The organism is Streptomyces longispororuber (genome assembly GCF_024448165.1).
GTDB lineage: Bacteria > Actinomycetota > Actinomycetes > Streptomycetales > Streptomycetaceae > Streptomyces > Streptomyces longispororuber_A.
On record NZ_JAMOLN010000131.1, the window covers coordinates 13,398 to 29,985 of the forward strand.

Here is a 16,588-nt window from a genome sequence, read left to right on the forward strand (position 1 = left end):
GTTTCCCAAGGTTCACAGGGACACCCGCGAACTGCTCTGCTGCATGCGGGATTTGGGATGGCTGCACAACCCGGGGGACGGCCCGAGGCGCATGGAGGTCGGAGGACGGGGTCCTCCGAGGGGCCCGGCCCAGCCGGGGAGGGCTGGGCCGGGCAGCGGGCTAGGCGGAGGCCGTGCCCGTCAGGTGCTCGGGCCGGACGGGCGTCCGGTTGAGCTCCAGACCCGTCGCGTTCCGGATCGCCGCGAGGACGGCCGGGGTGGACGACAGGGTCGGTGCCTCGCCGATGCCGCGCAGCCCGTACGGGGCGTGCTCGTCGGCGAGTTCGAGCACGTCGACCGGGATGGTCGGCGTGTCGAGGATCGTGGGGAGCAGGTAGTCCGTGAAGGACGGGTTCCTGACCTTGGCGGTCACGGGGTCGACGACGATCTCCTCCATCACCGCGATGCCCATGCCCTGGAGCGTGCCGCCCTGGATCTGGCCGATGACGGAGAGCGGGTTGAGCGCCTTGCCGACGTCCTGGGCGCAGGCCAGTTCGATGACCTTGACCAGGCCGAGCTCGGTGTCGACCTCGACGACGGCGCGGTGCGCGGCGAACGAGTACTGCACGTGCCCGTTGCCCTGGCCGGTGCGCAGGTCGAAGGGCTCGGTGGGGCGGTGCCGCCACTCCTCCTCGACCTCCACGGCCTCGCCCTCGAGCACGTCCACCAGGTCGGCGAGCACCTCGCCGCCGTCGGTGACGACCTTGCCGCTCTCCAGGAGGAGTTCGGCGGTGGCCCACGACGGGTGGTAGCTGCCCATCTTGCGGCGGCCGATCTCCAGGACCTTCTCGCGGACCAGCTCGCAGGCGTTCTTGACGGCGCCGCCGGTGACGTACGTCTGGCGCGACGCGGACGTGGAGCCGGCCGAGCCGACCTGGGTGTCGGCGGGGTGGATGGTCACCTGCGCGACGCCCAGCTCGGTGCGGGCGATCTGCGCGTGGACGGTGACGCCGCCCTGGCCGACCTCGGCCATCGCGGTGTGCACGGTGGCCACGGGCTCGCCGTTGATGACCTCCATGCGCACCCGGGCGGTGGAGTAGTCGTCGAAGCCCTCGGAGAAGCCGACGTTCTTGATGCCGACCGCGTAGCCGACGCCGCGGACGACGCCCTCGCCGTGCGTGGTGTTGGAGAGGCCACCGGGCAGCTGGCGCACGTCGGAGCCCTCGCTGGACTCCCACTGGCGCTCGGGCGGCAGCGGCATCGCCTTGATGCGGCGCAGCAGTTCGGCGACCGGGGCCGGCGAGTCGACCGGCTGCCCGGTCGGCATGATCGTGCCCTGCTCCATCGCGTTGAGCTGCCGGAACTCGACCCGGTCCATGCCCAGGGCGTCGGCCAGCTTGTCCATCTGCGCCTCGTAGGCGAAGCACGCCTGGACGGCGCCGAAGCCGCGCATGGCGCCGCAGGGCGGGTTGTTCGTGTAGAGGGCGACGGCCTCGATGTCGACGTCGTCGATCACGTACGGGCCGACGGAGAGCGACGAGGCGTTGCCGACGACGGCCGGGGACGCGGAGGCGTAGGCGCCGCCGTCGAGCACGATCCGGCACTTCATGTGCGTGATCCTGCCGTCCTTGGTGGCGCCGTGCTCGTAGTGGAGCTTGGCCGGGTGGCGGTGCACGTGGCCGAAGAACGACTCGAACCGGTTGTAGACGATCTTGACCGGCTTGCCGGTGCGCAGCGCGAGCAGGCAGGCGTGGATCTGCATCGACAGGTCCTCGCGGCCGCCGAACGCGCCGCCGACCCCGGCCAGGGTCATCCGCACCTTGTCCTCGGGCAGGCCGAGGACCGGGGCGATCTGCTTGAGGTCGGAGTGCAGCCACTGCGTGGCGACGTACAGGTCGACGCCGCCGTCCTCGGCCGGCACGGCGAGTCCCGACTCGGGGCCGAGGAACGCCTGGTCCTGCATGCCGAAGGTGTAGTCGCCGGTGACGATGACGTCGGCCCGCTCGGCGGCCGCGGCGGCGTCGCCGCGGACGATCGGCTGGCGGTGCACGACGTTCGGGTGCGGGACGTGGCCGCTGTGGTGGTCGTCGCGGCCCTCGTGGACGAGGATCGCGTCCGGCGCGGTCGCGGACGCCTCGTCGGTGATGACGGGCAGCTCGCGGTACTCGACCTTGATCTTGGCGGCGGCGCGGCGCGCGGTCTCCGGGTGGTCGGCGGCGACCAGGGCGACGGGCTCGCCGTGGTGGCGGACCTTGCCGTGCGCGAGGACCGGGGTGTCCTGGATCTCCAGGCCGTAGTTCTTCACGTCGGTCGGCAGGTCGTCGTAGGTGAGGACCGCGTAGACGCCGGGGGTCGCGAGCGCCTCGCCGGTGTCGATGGAGACGATCTCGGCGTGCGCGACGGTGGAGCGCAGGATCTGGCCCCAGAGCATGTCCTCGTGCCACATGTCGGACGAGTAGGCGAACTCGCCGGTGACCTTGAGGGTGCCGTCCGGGCGGAGCGTGGACTCGCCGATGCCGCCCTTGGTGTGCGACCCCTGCGTGACGTTGAAGGGGATTCCGGTGGTGCGTGTGTCAGCCATGACCTCAGACCCCTTCAGGCTCGGACTGGCGCGCGGCGGCGAGCCGGACCGCGTCCATGATCTTCTCGTAGCCGGTGCAGCGGCACAGGTTGCCGGAGAGCGCCTCGCGGATGTCCGCGTCGGACGGGTTCGGGTTGCGCTCCAGCATCTCGTCGGCCGCGACCAGCAGACCCGGGGTGCAGAAGCCGCACTGGACGGCGCCGGCGTCGATGAACGCCTGCTGGATCGGGGCGAGTTCCGTGCCCTCGCCGGTCTGCGAGTCGGTGCCCTCGGCGGACCAGCCCTGCGCCTCCTGCAGAGTCGTGCCGCAGGAACTGCCCGCGCAGGAGCGGTTGTTGGCGTAGTCGGCGAGGCCCTCGACGGTGACGACCTCGCGGCCCTCGACCTGTCCGGCGGCGACCAGACACGAACACACCGGGACGCCGTCGAGCCGGACGGTGCAGGAACCGCACTCGCCCTGCTCACAGGCGTTCTTGGAACCGGGCAGGCCCATCCGCTCGCGCAGCACGTACAGCAGGGACTCGCCCTCCCACACGTCGTCGGCTTCCTGCTTGCGGCCGTTGACCGTGAAATTGACGCGCATTACGCGGCACCTCCCATGCGGTGGTCGTTGCGGTAGGACTCCCAGGCCCAGGTGAGCGTGCGGCGGGCCATGATGCCGACCGCGTGACGGCGGTACGAGGCGGTGCCGCGCACGTCGTCGATCGGGTTGCAGGCGGCGGAGCAGAGGTCCGCGAACTGCTTGGCGACCGACGGGGTGATGATCTTGCCGTTGTCCCAGAAGCCGCCCTCGTCGAGCGCCGCGTTGAGGAACTCCTCGGCGGTCGTGGCGCGGATCGGGGTCGGCGCGGCCGAGCCGATGCCGGTGCGCACGGTCCGGGACTCGGGGTGCACGGCGAGGCCGAAGGCGCACACGGCGATCACCATGGCGTTGCGCGTGCCCACTTTGGAGTACTGCTGCGGGCCGTCGGCCTTGTCGATGTGGACGGCGCGGATCAGTTCGTCGGGGGCGAGCGCGTTGCGCTTCACGCCGGTGTAGAACGCGTCGATCGGGATGCGCCGCGAGCCGCGGACGGACTCGACCTCGACCTCGCAGTCGGCGGCGAGCAGCGCGGGGTGGGCGTCACCGGCCGGGGAGGCGGTGCCGAGGTTGCCGCCGACGCCGCCTCGGTTGCGGATCTGCGGCGAGGCGACGGTGTGCGAGGCGAGCGCCAGACCCGGCAGCTCGGTCCGCAGGTGGTCCATGATCTGGCTGTACGGGACGGAGGCGCCGAGCCGGACGGTCTCCTCGCCCACCTCCCAGTCGCTCAGCTCGCCGATGCGGTTGAGGTCGAGGAGGTACTCGGGGCGCCGGTGGTCGAAGTTGATCTCGACCATGACATCGGTGCCACCCGCAATCGGCACGGCTGTGGGGTGCTCGGCCTTGGCGGCGAGCGCCTCCTCCCAGCTGGCGGGGCGAAGGAAGTCCATGAGCGGCTCTCTTCTGGTTCGTGGATCGTTCGATGCGATCGAGCCACGGATGTGCGGATCACGAAGGCTCGTTCATGTGCTGTTCACGCGGAGTGGCCCAAGTACACAGCGCTGTGCTCCGCCTGTGTCAGTCACGGAAACCATGAAGGAGTTGGCTGGCCCGCCGAGGTGTCTTGTAGATTCATATGAACGGAGGACATCAGTAACCTCTCCGTTTTCCTGAAGAAACGCAGGAAACAGTTCGAGACAGATCGGCGGCGACGACGACATGCGGCTGCGCGCATTGCTGGACACGGACGCGCTGGGCCTGCGGCTCCTCGGCGGCGAGGACGAGCTGGACCGCACGGTCCGGGGCGTGATGACCACGGACCTGAGCGACCCCAGCCGCTATCTGACCGGCGGCGAGCTGGTCCTCACCGGTCTCGCCTGGCGCCGGGACGCGGCCGACTCCGAGCGGTTCGTGCGGCTCGTGGTCGCGGCCGGCGTCGTCGCGCTCGCCTCGGGCACCGCCGAGCTCGGCTACGTCCCGGACGATCTGGTCGAGGCGTGCGCCCGGCACCGGCTGCCGCTGTTCGCGGTGAACGAGTCGGTGGCGTTCGCGACGATCACCGAGCACGTCGTACGGCAGGTCTCGGGCGAGCGCGCCGGTGACCTGGCGGCCGTGGTGGACCGGCACCGGCGGCTGATGACGTCGGGCCCGACCGGCGGCGGCCCCGACGTGGTCCTCGACCTGCTCGGCAGCGACCTGGACCTGCGGGCCTGGGTGCTGTCCCCGGCCGGCCGGGCCGTCGCGGGGTCGAGCGCGGCGGGGCCGGAGCTGCCGGCGGATGTCTGCGCCCGGCTCGCGGGCGAGCACCTCGCGGCCACCAGGACGGGGCGCAGGGCCCCGCACCGGGTGACCGTCGACGGCACCACGTACTCGCTGTTCCCGATCCGCTCCGGCGCCCGTGGCGCGGCCCCGGCCTCCCGTGACGTGCGCGAGACGGTGCTCTCGGACTGGCTGCTCGCGGTCGAGGCGGACGCGGGCGACTGGCCCGAGGAGCGGCTCGACCTGCTGCAGGGCGTGACCCAGCTGATCTCCGTCGAGCGCGACCGGCGCGACGCGGCCCGCACCGTGCGCCGCCGCCTCGCCCAGGAGGTCCTCGAGCTGGTCCAGACGGGTGCGGCGCCGGCCGAGATCGCGGCCCGGCTGCGGGTCGCGGCGCCGGTCCTGCTGCCCGGCCTGGGCGCGGCCCCGCACTGGCAGGTGGTCGTGGCCCGCGTCGAGTGGGCGGGCGGGGACATCGAGGGCGGTCCGGTGGCCCAGTCGCTGCTGGAGGAGATCCTCGTCGACCCCCTGTCCCCGGGCCCCGAGCCGTCCGACCGGATCGCGGTGGCGCACACCGGTGACGAGGCGATCGCGCTGGTCCCGCTGCCGGCGGTCTCGTCCGAGCACGACGGCTCGGAGCAGGGGCTGATCGCGGACTCGCTGCTTGGCTCGGTCCGGGAGCCGCTGGCGGCGGGCCTCGCCGACGACGGGCGCCTGACGATCGGCGTGAGCGCGGCCGTGCACTCGGCGGAGGGGCTGCGCGGCGCCCTGGAGGAGGCCCGGCACGCCCGCCGGGTGGCCGCCGCCCGTTCGGGTCTGGTCTGCGCGGCCGGGCACCAGGAGCTGGCGTCGCACGTCCTGCTGCTGCCCTTCGTGCCGGACGACGTGCGCCGCGCCTTCACGGCCCGGCTGCTCGACCCGCTGCGCGACTACGACCGCAAGCACCGGGCCGAGCTGATCCCGACGCTGGAGGCGTTCCTCGACTGCGACGGTTCGTGGACGCGCTGCGCGTCCCGGCTCCACCTGCACGTGAACACCCTGCGCTACCGCGTGGGCCGGATCGAACAGCTGACGAACCGTGATCTTTCGCGGCTGGAGGACAAGTTGGACTTCTTCCTGGCCCTGCGCATGAGCTGACCCCTCGTCAGCGCGTTACCGGTTACGGGGTGGGCCCGGAACCCCATCCCTTTGTGAAATCTTTCACCCACCCCCTTGGCCGGGTGCCGTGATCCGTGCTGAGATGCCCCACGGCAACTCGGCTCGATGGCGTGCTCGGGGAGGGCAATGTGGCGCATACCGCCATGTCTGGTACCGGAACCAACGCAGGGGACGATCCACTCCAGACCGCGGTATGGCGGCTGCGCTCGCGCGGCTGCTGGGCCGATGCGGCGGCGCTCCTGGACCGCCACGCGGCGACGGACCCCCTGGCGGCCCTGCAGCGGGCCGCGCTCCTGGTGGAGCGGTGCCTCTACACGGAGCAGGGGTGGGCGGAGGCGGAGGATGCCCTGCGGGCCGCCGAGGCCGTCGCGCACACCGACGAGGAGCGGGGTGCCGCGGCCTGCGAACGCGGCCAACTCGCTTACGCGGCAACGCTGTTGAAGGTGCGGGACCGGGTCGACGAGGCCCGGTCGGCGTTCGGCAGGGCGGCGGCGCTGATCGCTCCCGGGGCGGCCGGGCGTGCGCTGCTCGACTTCCGGCGCGGTCTGATGGCGGAGAACCTGACGGATGCCCCGCAGGCGGCCCGCTCGGCGTACCGCAGGGCCCACGCGGGGGCGACGGCGCACGGTGACGCCCTCCTGCTCTCCTTCACCTGGCGGCATCTGGCCGGGCTCGCGCTGCGGGAGGGCGAGCTGGCGGAGGCGCGGCACGGTTTCGCCGAGTCGCTGCGGCTCAGGGAGGAGCTGGGTTACCTGGTCGGCACGGCCCCGGCCCTGGTCTCCCTGGCGGAGGCCGAACCGGAACCGGAGACGAAGGCCCGCCTACGAGCGGAGGCCGGTCGCCTGTTCCGCCTCCTGGGCGGCGTCCCGACGTGGCTGGCAGGAGCACTGCCGGCGGCGGCCTGACGCGCCCCCAGGGGCGCGGGGAACTGCGCGAGAAGCCCCACCGGCCCGCAGCCGGCAACGCTCAGGACACGGCAGACGGCGGGACGTCGAAGTGGGCGTGCAGCACCTCACGGACCGCCACCACGTCCTGCGCCTCCAACGCGTCCAGCAGAGCGACGTGCTGCGCCGCATCGACCGCGAGGTCACCCGCCGACCACACCACACGCCGCCGCAGATCATCGGCCACACACACCAGCTGCTCGTTCCCGGCGAGGGAGAGGAGCGCCCGGTGGAAGGCCCGGTCGGCCTCGGCGTACCGCGCCAGGTCACCCGAGGCGGCCGCCAGGACGGTCGCCTCGGCGCCCGTCCGCAACGAGCCCAGGCGCCGCCCGACACCCGAACGGACCAGCCGCAGCACGATCGGCACCTCGATCAGCGCCCGCACCTCGGCGAGCTCCGACAGCTCCCTGGCCGTCCGCTCGGTCACCCGGAAGCCGCGGTTCGGCACGACCTCCACGGCACCCTCGCGGGCCAGCTGCTGCATGGCCTCCCGGACGGGCGTCGCCGAGACCCCGAACCGCTCCCCCAGGACCGGCGCCGAGTACACCTCGCCGGGCGCCAACTCACCGGAGAGCAGGGCGGCCCGCAGCGCGTCCAGCACCTGCCCGCGCACCGACGAGCGGACGACGGGGACGCGCGGGGCGGGCGGTTCGCTGTGAGTGTGGTCACCACGGCTCCGCTCGGGCACCGCCGACGGCGTCCACGCGGCGGCGGAACGCTGCTCGGGCACCCCGAGCGCGCGCGGTCTGGCCTGCTCCACCCCGGTCATCCCCTTCGCCGCCGTTCCTCGCCGTTTGTCCGAAGCTCAACGAAGAACCATAGGCCGCCCGGGCCGCAGTTCAAACCCCGAATCTGTCGGGTAAGGTAAGGCTTACCTGCAAACGATCGTGATTCGGTGGTCCCTGCATGACCCTCGTCACCCCGGCGCCCGCCGCGACGCACAGCGCGGTCACGGCCGCGTACGCCCGCCTCACCGAGGTGTTCCCCGGCCTGCGCATCACCGAGCTGACCCCGGACGAGCGGCTGCCCGAAGGGGCCGGCTGGGTCGGGACCCGGCAGCTCGCGGAGGGCGGCGCCGCCCTCGACGCCTTCCTGGCCTGGGACAACGCGCAGGTGCTCAAGGACTACGGGCAGCAGGCCCGCCCGGACGTGATCGCCAGTTTCGGGCTGCACCGCTACGCCTGGCCCGCCTGCCTCCTCATCACGGTCCCCTGGTTCCTGCACCGCAGGGTGCCCCGGTTCCCCGCGGCCAACGTCTCCTTCCAGCGCACGCTCGGCCGGATGGCCGTCCGCGTCACCGATTTCGCCTGCCTGCCCGGCGATCCGGCCGCGGCGCTGCCCGGCGCCCGCGTCGTCCCGGACGAGGAGGCCCTGCGCGCCGAGCTGCGCGCGGCGGTCGCCGACCACCTGCAGCCCGTCCTGACCGGCTTCGGACCGCGGATGCGGCGCGGCCCGCGCGCCCTGTGGGGCATGGCGACGGACGAGATCGTCGAGGGCCTCTGGTACATCGGCCACCTGCTCGGCGAGGAGCGCCGCGCGATGGCCGAGCTGGAGGAGCTGCTGCCGGGGACGACGAAGCCGTACGTCGGGAAGGCCGCGTTCCGCGAACTCTCGGGCCCCGAGGGCGAATCGCTGCCGACCAGGGACCGCGCGAGCTGCTGTCTCTTCTACACGTTGCGCCCCGAGGACACCTGCGTGACCTGTCCGCGCACCTGCGACGCGGACCGCGTCGCGCGGCTCACCGCGGCCTGAACGGAACCGAACCACCCGTACGGGTGAGGTAAATCGAACTCAACTGGCTCTGTTGCAGCGGGAGTTCGAGCGTACGACCGCTTTGCACGCCCCCTCGCACTCCAATGGCGTTCTCTTGTCCCGAAACCCCCTGCGGGCTCGGGCAGCTGGGCCAATATGGCGCCCGAAACGCCCTACCGCGATGCAAGGGACCCCAGATGAGACTGACCGACATATCGCTGGACTGGCTGCTTCCGGGCGCCGTGCTGCTCCTGGGCCTGCTGGCGGCGGTGGCGGTGCTCGCGCGCAGCAAGCGCGCCGGGGAGAAAGCCGCGGCGGCGTCGTCCGACGACTCGTGGGAACGCAGCGAGGAGCGCCGCAGGCGCAAGGAGGCCGTCTACGGGACCGCCTCGTACGTGTTGCTGTTCTGCTGTGCCGCCGTCGCCGCCGCACTCTCCTTCCACGGCCTGGTCGGCTTCGGCCGGCAGAACCTGAGCCTGTCCGGGGGCTGGGAGTACCTCGTCCCGTTCGGGCTCGACGGTGCGGCCATGTTCTGCTCGGTGCTCGCGGTGCGCGAGGCCAGCCACGGAGACGCCGCGCTCGGCTCGCGCATACTCGTGTGGACGTTCGCGGGCGCCGCCGCCTGGTTCAACTGGGTGCACGCGCCCCGGGGGCTCGACCACGCGGGCGCCCCGCACTTCTTCGCGGGGATGTCCCTCTCGGCGGCCGTCCTCTTCGACCGCGCCCTCAAGCAGACCCGCCGTGCGGCGCTGCGCGAACAGGGCCTGGTGCCGCGGCCGTTGCCGCAGATCCGGATCGTGCGGTGGCTGCGCGCGCCCCGGGAGACGTACAGCGCCTGGTCGCTGATGCTCCTGGAGGGCGTACGGACGCTGGACGAGGCCGTCGACGAGGTGCGCGAGGACAAGCGGCAGAAGACCCAGGACCGGATGCGGCGGCGCGAGCACGAGAAGCTGGAGCGGGCGCAGCTGCGCGCGCTCAGCCGGGGCCACCGCGGTCTGACCGGCCGGGGCGGCGGGCGCCAGGTGGAGGTGCCCGCCGTGACCGCCGGGACAGGCTCCGCGCAGGCCGGTGCGGAGCCTGCCATATCGCCGGGGAACCAGCCCTCGCAGGACCAGTTGCCGTTGCGCGCCCGGCCCTCGCTCCAGGCCGTCAAAGGAGGACCTGAGCAGATCGCGCCCCTCACCGTCGATCTGACGGCGGAGGACGACACCCAGACGCTGCCCCGGCTCGACACGCTCGAGCAGAAGCTCAAGGATCTGGAGCAGCAGTTCGGTTGACCGTTCCTCAGCTGCGGCGGCGTCGTGTCACACGGCGCCGCCGTCCAGTTCGAACCACACCACCTTTCCCGAGCCGGATCCGCCGAGCGCCATCACGCCCCAGGCGTCCGCGAGGGACTGCACCAGGAACAGGCCCCTGCCGTGTGTACCGTCGTCGGCGTTCGGTACCCGCAGCTTCGGGCGGCGCGTGACGAAGTCGCGCACCTCGACCCTGAGTCCGCGCGGCCCCACGGTCGCCGTGAGTTCCGCTTCGCGGTCCGTGTGCACCAGCGCGTTCGTGACGAGTTCGCTGGTGAGCAGCTCGGCTATCTCCGATCTTCCTGGCCTGCCCCAGTGATGGAGCAGCTCGCGCACTGCGCGCCTGGTCTCCGGTACGGCCCTCAGATCCGCCCTGCCCAGTTTGCGCGTGAGCTGTTTGGGCGGACCATCCCCCCTTTGAGCCGGTTTTTCCTCCGTGTCCTGCACCTGCCGTTTCATGACCCCCGCCCACACGCCGATCCCGATGCCTTCCTCGCTCTGGACTCGTGCTGCTCGGCCTGCCTGTCGAACGCGTACACGGGAATGCATGCCCCGCTGCCCTGTCGGCACTCTTGTTGATTCGTCCATCAGTCGCGGGTGTCCACCGGCCCTCCGGGGAAGGAAGCGTGGGGACCCCGACCGGACGAGCACCTCAAGGAGCCGCCGTGCACGACGACCGACACCTCGTGGAGGGCCGACTGGAGCGGGCCATGCGCCAGTTCGTCCGGCCCGCGCAGTACGCGGCGAGGACGCCCCTCACCCTGAGCGTCTGGCACGCGCCGGGCGAACCGGTGCCCGTGGCCGATGCGCTGCGAGGCACGTACGAGCCGTTCGGGACCGGCACGGCGTGGGGCACACCCTGGTCGACCAGTTGGTTCCGGCTCCAGGGACAGGTGCCCCGGGAGTGGGCGGGGAGGCACGTCGAGGTGGTCGTGGATCCCGGGTTCTCCGGACAGGGGCCCGGCTTCCAGGCGGAGGGGCTGCTGTACGACGCGTCGGGCGTGCCCCTCAAGGGCATCCATCCGCGCAACCGGCACCTCACCGTCGCGGCGCGCGCCACCGGAGACGAACCCGTGCATCTGCTGCTGGAGGCGGCGGCCAATCCGACGGTGCTGCGGGACTTCGAGCCCACCCCCCTCGGTGACGTGCTGACCGCAGGGGATCGCCCCATCTACCGATTCCGCTCTGCCGACCTGGCCGTACTGGACGAGGACGTCTGGCACCTGGTGCTGGATGTGGAGGTGCTGTCGGAGCTGATGCACGAGCTGGACCCGGACCGGGCCAGGCGCCACGACGTCCTGCGGGCCCTGGAGCGGATGCTGGACGCGCTCGATCTGCACGACGTGTCCGGCACGGCGGCCGCCGCCCGCGCCGAGCTCGCCGAGGTCCTCGCACGGCCCGCGCACGCCAGTGCCCACCGGGTGTCGGCGACGGGGCACGCACACATCGACTCGGCCTGGCTGTGGCCGCTGCGGGAGACGGTCCGCAAGGCGTCCCGCACGTTCGCGAACGTCACGGCGCTCGCCCAGGACTACCCGGAGCTGGTCTTCGCCTGTTCGCAGGCCCAGCAGTACGCGTGGGTGAAGGAGCACCAGCCGCACATCTGGGAGCGCATCAAGAAGGCCGTGGCGGACGGCAACTGGTCGCCGGTCGGCTCGATGTGGGTGGAGTCGGACGCGAACATGCCCGGCGGTGAGGCCCTCGCCCGCCAACTGGTGCACGGCAAGCGGTTCTTCCTCGACGAACTGGGCGTGGAGACCGAGGAGATCTGGCTGCCGGACTCCTTCGGGTACACCGCCGCGTTCCCGCAGCTGGCGAAGCTGGCCGGGGCGAAGTGGTTCCTGACGCAGAAGCTGAGCTGGAACCAGACGAACAAGATGCCGCACCACACGTTCTGGTGGGAGGGCATCGACGGCACCCGGGTCTTCACCCACTTCCCGCCGGTGGACACGTACAACGCCCAGTTCCACGCCCGTGAACTCGCCCACGCGGAGCGGAACTTCGCGGAGAAGGGCGGCGCGTCCAGGTCGCTCGTGCCGTTCGGCTGGGGCGACGGGGGCGGTGGTCCGACCCGCGAGATGCTGGAGAAGGCGCGCCGTCTGCGGTCCCTGGAGGGGTCTCCGCGGGTCGAGATCGAGAAGCCGTCGGCGTTCTTCGAAGCGGCGTACGAGGAGTACGCGGGCCGCGCCCCGGTCTGGTCCGGCGAGCTGTACCTGGAGATGCACCGGGCCACGTACACCACGCAGGCGAAGACCAAGCAGGGCAACCGCCGCTCGGAACACGCCCTGCGCGAGGCCGAGTTGTGGTGTGCGGCGGCGGCGCTGCGCGATCCGTCGTACGCGTATCCGTACGACGCGCTCGACCGGATCTGGAAGACGGTGCTGCTGCACCAGTTCCACGACATCCTGCCCGGTTCGTCCATCGCCTGGGTGCACCGGGAGGCCCGGGAGACGTACGCCCGCGTCCTGGCCGAGCTGGACGGGATCACGGCCGACGCCGTGCGGCACCTCGGGGACGGTGAGGTGTCGGCGCTGAACGCCTCGCCGTATCCGCGCAGCGAGGTCGTCGCGCACGACGGCCGGCTCGTGCACGTGAACGTCGAGGGGCTCGGCGCCCGCTCGCTGGCCGAGGCGGCGGCGCACACCCGGGGGCCCGGCGCGCACGCGGCGGCGACCCGCGGAGCCGACGAGCAGATCGTCCTGGCGAACGAGCACCTGACCGTCACCGTCGACAGCGACGGCCTCCTCACCTCCGTACGGGACCTGGACCACGGCGGCCGGGAGGCGCTGGCCCCCGGCAGCCGCGGCAATCTGCTCCAGCTGCACCCCGACCACCCCACCCAGTACGACGCCTGGGACCTGGACGCGCACTACCGGCACACCCGCACCGACCTCACGGACGCCGAGTCGGTCGAGCTGGTGGAGGACGGTCCGCTGCGGGTCGCGGTGCGGGTCACCCGCTCCTTCGGCAGGTCCCGGATCACGCAGGAGTACCGGCTCGCGGCGGGCAGCCGGCGCCTGGACGTCGTCACGGACGTGGACTGGCAGGAGTCGGAGAAGGTGCTCAAGGCCGCGTTCCCGCTCGACGTGCACGCCGAGCGGTCGGCCGCCGAGATCCAGTTCGGCCACGTCCAGCGGCCCACGCACGCCAACACCGGCTGGGACGCGGCCCGTTACGAGATCTGCGCGCACCGCTGGCTGCGCGTGGCGGAGGAGGCGTACGGGATCGCGCTGCTCAACGACTCGACGTACGGCCACGACGTGACCCGCACCGAGCACGGCGACGTGCTCGGCACCACCGTCCGGCTGACGCTGCTCCGGGCCCCGCACAGTCCCGACCCGGAGACGGACCTCGGCACGCACCGCTTCACGTACGCGCTGCGTCCCGGTGCGACGACGGGCGACGCGGTCGCGGAGGGGCTCGCGCTCAACCTGCCGCTGCGGGTCGCCGAGGCGCCCGCCGTCACCCCGCTGGTCACCGTCGACGACCCGGCGGTGACGGTGGAGTCGGTGAAGCTCGCCGAGGACCGCAGCGGCGACGTGGTGGTGCGGCTCTACGAGTCGCGGGGCGGGCGCGCGGAGGCGACGCTGACGGCGGGGTTCCCGGTGGCGGGCGCGGACGAGACGGATCTGCTGGAGCGTCCGCTGCGGCCCGCGTCGACGTCCGACAGCGGGCTCGCGCTCTCGCTGCGCCCGTTCCAGATCCTGACGCTGCGGCTGCGCCCGGTGTGATCCGGACAGGACGGTGCCCGGCCCCCCGCGCGGGAGGCCGGGCACCGGTGCGTCAGGGGCGCGGCACGTTGCGCAGGTTCGAGCGGGCCATCTGCACCATGCGGCCCACTCCGCCGTCGAGCACGATCTTCGACGCGGAGAGCGCGAAGCCGGTCACCATCTCGGCGCTGATCTTCGGCGGGATGGACAGGGCGTTCGGATCGGTCACGATGTCGACGAGGGCCGGGCCCTTGTGCTTGAAGGCGTCCTTGAGGGCGCCCGCGAGCTGCTTGGGCTTCTCGACGCGGACGCCGTAGGCGCCGGCGGCCCGGGCGACGGCGGCGAAGTCGGGGTTCTTGTTGGTGGTCCCGTACGACGGGAGTCCGGCCACCAGCATCTCCAGCTCCACCATGCCCAGCGAGGAGTTGTTGAAGAGGACGACCTTCACGGGCAGGTCGTACTGGACGAGGGTCAGAAAGTCGCCCATCAGCATCGAGAAGCCGCCGTCGCCCGACATGGAGATCACCTGCCGGTCGCGGTCGACGAACTGGGCGCCGATCGCCATCGGCAGCGCGTTCGCCATCGAGCCGTGCGAGAACGAGCCGATGACGCGGCGCCGTCCGTTGGGTGAGATGTAGCGCGCGGCCCACACGTTGCACATGCCGGTGTCGACCGTGAACACGGCGTCCTCGGCGGCGAGTTCGTCGAGGACGGAGGCGACGTACTCGGGGTGGACGGGGGTGTGCTTCTCGACCTTGCGGGTGTACGCCTTGATGACCCCTTCCAGGGTGTCGGCGTGCTTCTTGAGCATCTTGTCGAGGAAGCGGCGGTTCGACTTCGGCTTGACGCGCGGGGTGAGGCAGCGCAGCGTCTCGCGCACGTCGCCCCAGACGGCGAGGTCCAGCTTGGAGCGGCGGCCGAGGTGCTCGGGCCGCACGTCGACCTGGACGATCTTGACGTCCTTCTGCGGCAGGAACGCGTTGTAGGGGAAGTCGGTGCCGAGCAGGATCAGCAGATCGCACTCGTGGGTGGCCTCGTAGGCGGCCCCGTAGCCGAGCAGTCCGCTCATACCGACGTCGAAGGGGTTGTCGTACTGGATCCATTCCTTGCCGCGGAGCGCGTGCCCGACCGGCGACTTGATCTTCTCGGCGAACTCCATGACCTCCGCGTGGGCGCCCGCGGTGCCGCTGCCGCAGAAGAGGGTCACCTTCTGCGCCTCGTCGATCATCTCGACGAGCTTCTCGATCTCGGCGTCGCCGGGCCGGATGGTGGGCCGGGACGTGACGATGGCGGTCTCGACGGACTTCTCCGGGGCGGGCTCGTCGGCGACGTCGCCCGGCAGGGTCACCACGCTCACGCCGGACTGTCCGACCGCGTGCTGGATGGCGGTCTGCAGCACCCGGGGCATCTGCTTCGGGCTGGAGATCATCTCGCTGTAGTGCGAGCACTCCTGGAAGAGCCGGTCGGGGTGGGTCTCCTGGAAGTAGCCGAGGCCGATCTCGCTGGAGGGGATGTGGGAGGCCAGGGCGAGGACCGGGGCCATGGAGCGGTGGGCGTCGTAGAGGCCGTTGATGAGGTGCAGGTTGCCGGGCCCGCAGGACCCGGCGCACGCGGTCATCTTCCCGGTGATCTGGGCCTCCGCGCCCGCGGCGAAGGCGGCGGTCTCCTCGTGCCGGACGTGGATCCAGTCGATGGCGCTGTTGCGGCGGATCGCGTCGACGACCGGGTTCAGACTGTCGCCGACGACCCCGTACATGCGCTTGACGCCCGCGCGGACGAGGATGGCGACGAACTGCTCGGCGACGTTCTGCTTGGCCATGACTCACGCGCCCCTTCGGAACCCGGTTTTCCCGATGCGTACGGTGCTTCTGGGTTCCATGAATTCACACGGGGCGCGGTTACGCCTCCCAAACGGCCGCGGCGGTCCGGTCGTCGGCATAGCCCTTCACCCTGACCTGGGTGTCCGCGAGGAACGCGGCGAGCCCCGGCGGTTCGGCCTTCGCCCACCTGGCCGCGAGGTGCCGGGCGAGCTGCGGCTCGCCGCGCAGCGGCTCGGCGAGGCCCGCCGTGCACAGCAGCAGGGCGTCGCCCGGTCGGGCGACCGAGGCCCGGAACCGGAACGGGTCGCGGGGCGGCTCGGGGGCCGGCTCGTAGGGGCTGGGCGGAGTGGTGATCCCGAGGTCCATGGTCAGCCGGTCACCCTCCGGGGTCTCGGCGGCGGGCAGCGATCCGTACCCCATCACGGGGGCGCCGCTCTGCTCGACGACGCTCGGCTCGATGTCCTGCCAGGCGCCGTCGCGCAGCCGGAAGAGGCCGCCGCCGCCGACGCCGAAGAAGACCCGCGTGCGGCACTCGGGGTCGGCCGGGACCAGCAGGCACCGCAGCGTGGCGCTGTACTCGTCCGGGTCGAGGCCCTGCTCGGCGGCGCCGGCCCTGAGCTTGCCGAGGCTGCGGTCGGTGAGCCGGTGCAGCCCCGACTTGAGGTCGCCGCGGCGGCCGCCCCTGATGTCCTCGGCGAGCCGTGCGTGGCTGAGCCCCACGGCCCGGCCGATCCAGTCGCAGGCCTCGGCGGCGGCGCGGTGGGCGCCGGGAGTGGCGCGGGCGCCGGTCGCCATGGCCACCAGGATCAGCGCTCCGGGTCCGCTGCCGAACCGGGCGGTCAGCAGGCTGTCGCGGCGCGGCTCGCCCCGGAACCGCGCGGAGTCGCCCCGCACGGACGCGGCCCGCAGGGTGCTGGACCCGTAGCGCGCCCCGTCGAGCACGGTGTCGGCGACGAGGTCCTCCAGCTCGTCCGGATCGGCGGCCGGCAGCGCGGTCGGCTCGGCGTCGTAGGTGGGGGGCCCGTCGCCCACGTAGGGCACGACGACCGGGACCGCCTCCCTCGGCTCGGC

The 16,588-nt window shown here is 72.2% G+C and carries 12 protein-coding genes; 5 read left to right on the forward strand and 7 right to left on the reverse strand.

All coding sequences use genetic code 11. The annotated features are described in order from the left end of the window. Nucleotides 1–160 precede the first annotated feature (160 nt). Genes M4J07_RS30795 through M4J07_RS30805 form a run of 3 tightly spaced genes read right to left on the reverse strand, consistent with a single transcriptional unit; the run spans nucleotide 161 to nucleotide 4,030 of the window. The gene (locus M4J07_RS30795; RefSeq protein ID WP_255977058.1) at nucleotides 161–2,560 is read right to left on the reverse strand and encodes a xanthine dehydrogenase family protein molybdopterin-binding subunit; all 2,400 of its coding nucleotides are present in this window, start codon (nucleotides 2,558–2,560) and stop codon (nucleotides 161–163) included. A gap of 4 nt (nucleotides 2,561–2,564) precedes the next feature. Continuing rightward, nucleotides 2,565–3,143, reverse strand: coding sequence for a (2Fe-2S)-binding protein (locus tag M4J07_RS30800; protein ID WP_255977060.1), 579 nt, complete (start codon nucleotides 3,141–3,143; stop codon nucleotides 2,565–2,567). After that, the gene (locus tag M4J07_RS30805) at nucleotides 3,143–4,030 is read right to left on the reverse strand and encodes an FAD binding domain-containing protein (protein ID WP_255977062.1); all 888 of its coding nucleotides are present in this window, start codon (nucleotides 4,028–4,030) and stop codon (nucleotides 3,143–3,145) included. Before M4J07_RS30805 ends, M4J07_RS30800 begins: the two co-directional genes overlap by 1 nt. Nucleotides 4,031–4,298: 268 nt before the next feature. Between M4J07_RS30805 and M4J07_RS30810 the strand changes: the two genes are divergently transcribed. Next, nucleotides 4,299–5,975, forward strand: a complete 1,677-nt coding sequence (locus M4J07_RS30810; protein WP_255977064.1) for a PucR family transcriptional regulator — start codon at nucleotides 4,299–4,301, stop codon at nucleotides 5,973–5,975. A 149-nt stretch (nucleotides 5,976–6,124) separates the two neighbouring features. Beyond that, nucleotides 6,125–6,901 carry a hypothetical protein gene (locus M4J07_RS30815; RefSeq protein ID WP_255977066.1) on the forward strand — a complete coding sequence of 259 codons (777 nt, stop codon included), beginning with the start codon at nucleotides 6,125–6,127 and terminating at the stop codon, nucleotides 6,899–6,901. A 61-nt stretch (nucleotides 6,902–6,962) separates the two neighbouring features. Here M4J07_RS30815 and M4J07_RS30820 read toward each other — a convergent pair whose 3' ends face one another. Continuing rightward, nucleotides 6,963–7,709 (reverse strand): GntR family transcriptional regulator, encoded by a 747-nt coding sequence (locus tag M4J07_RS30820; protein ID WP_255977068.1) that lies wholly within the window; start codon nucleotides 7,707–7,709, stop codon nucleotides 6,963–6,965. A gap of 137 nt (nucleotides 7,710–7,846) precedes the next feature. Between M4J07_RS30820 and M4J07_RS30825 the strand changes: the two genes are divergently transcribed. Together M4J07_RS30825 and M4J07_RS30830 are read left to right on the forward strand one after the other, a co-directional pair. After that, nucleotides 7,847–8,692 carry a (2Fe-2S)-binding protein gene (locus M4J07_RS30825; RefSeq protein ID WP_255977069.1) on the forward strand — a complete coding sequence of 282 codons (846 nt, stop codon included), beginning with the start codon at nucleotides 7,847–7,849 and terminating at the stop codon, nucleotides 8,690–8,692. A gap of 197 nt (nucleotides 8,693–8,889) precedes the next feature. Continuing rightward, nucleotides 8,890–9,969, forward strand: coding sequence for a DUF2637 domain-containing protein (locus M4J07_RS30830; RefSeq protein ID WP_255977071.1), 1,080 nt, complete (start codon nucleotides 8,890–8,892; stop codon nucleotides 9,967–9,969). Between the two features lie 27 nt (nucleotides 9,970–9,996). Here the strand turns inward: M4J07_RS30830 and M4J07_RS30835 are convergent, their stop codons facing one another. Beyond that, nucleotides 9,997–10,446, reverse strand: a complete 450-nt coding sequence (locus tag M4J07_RS30835; RefSeq protein WP_255977072.1) for an ATP-binding protein — start codon at nucleotides 10,444–10,446, stop codon at nucleotides 9,997–9,999. A 206-nt stretch (nucleotides 10,447–10,652) separates the two neighbouring features. Between M4J07_RS30835 and M4J07_RS30840 the strand changes: the two genes are divergently transcribed. Further along, complete coding sequence (locus M4J07_RS30840) at nucleotides 10,653–13,718, forward strand: alpha-mannosidase (protein WP_255977074.1); 3,066 nt, start codon at nucleotides 10,653–10,655, stop codon at nucleotides 13,716–13,718. Between the two features lie 52 nt (nucleotides 13,719–13,770). Here the strand turns inward: M4J07_RS30840 and M4J07_RS30845 are convergent, their stop codons facing one another. Further along, entirely contained in the window at nucleotides 13,771–15,516 is a 1,746-nt protein-coding gene (locus M4J07_RS30845) for a pyruvate dehydrogenase (protein WP_255977076.1), read from the reverse strand. A 79-nt stretch (nucleotides 15,517–15,595) separates the two neighbouring features. Continuing rightward, the gene (locus M4J07_RS30850) at nucleotides 15,596–16,558 is read right to left on the reverse strand and encodes a protein phosphatase 2C domain-containing protein (RefSeq protein WP_255977078.1); all 963 of its coding nucleotides are present in this window, start codon (nucleotides 16,556–16,558) and stop codon (nucleotides 15,596–15,598) included. Nucleotides 16,559–16,588: the final 30 nt, after the last annotated feature.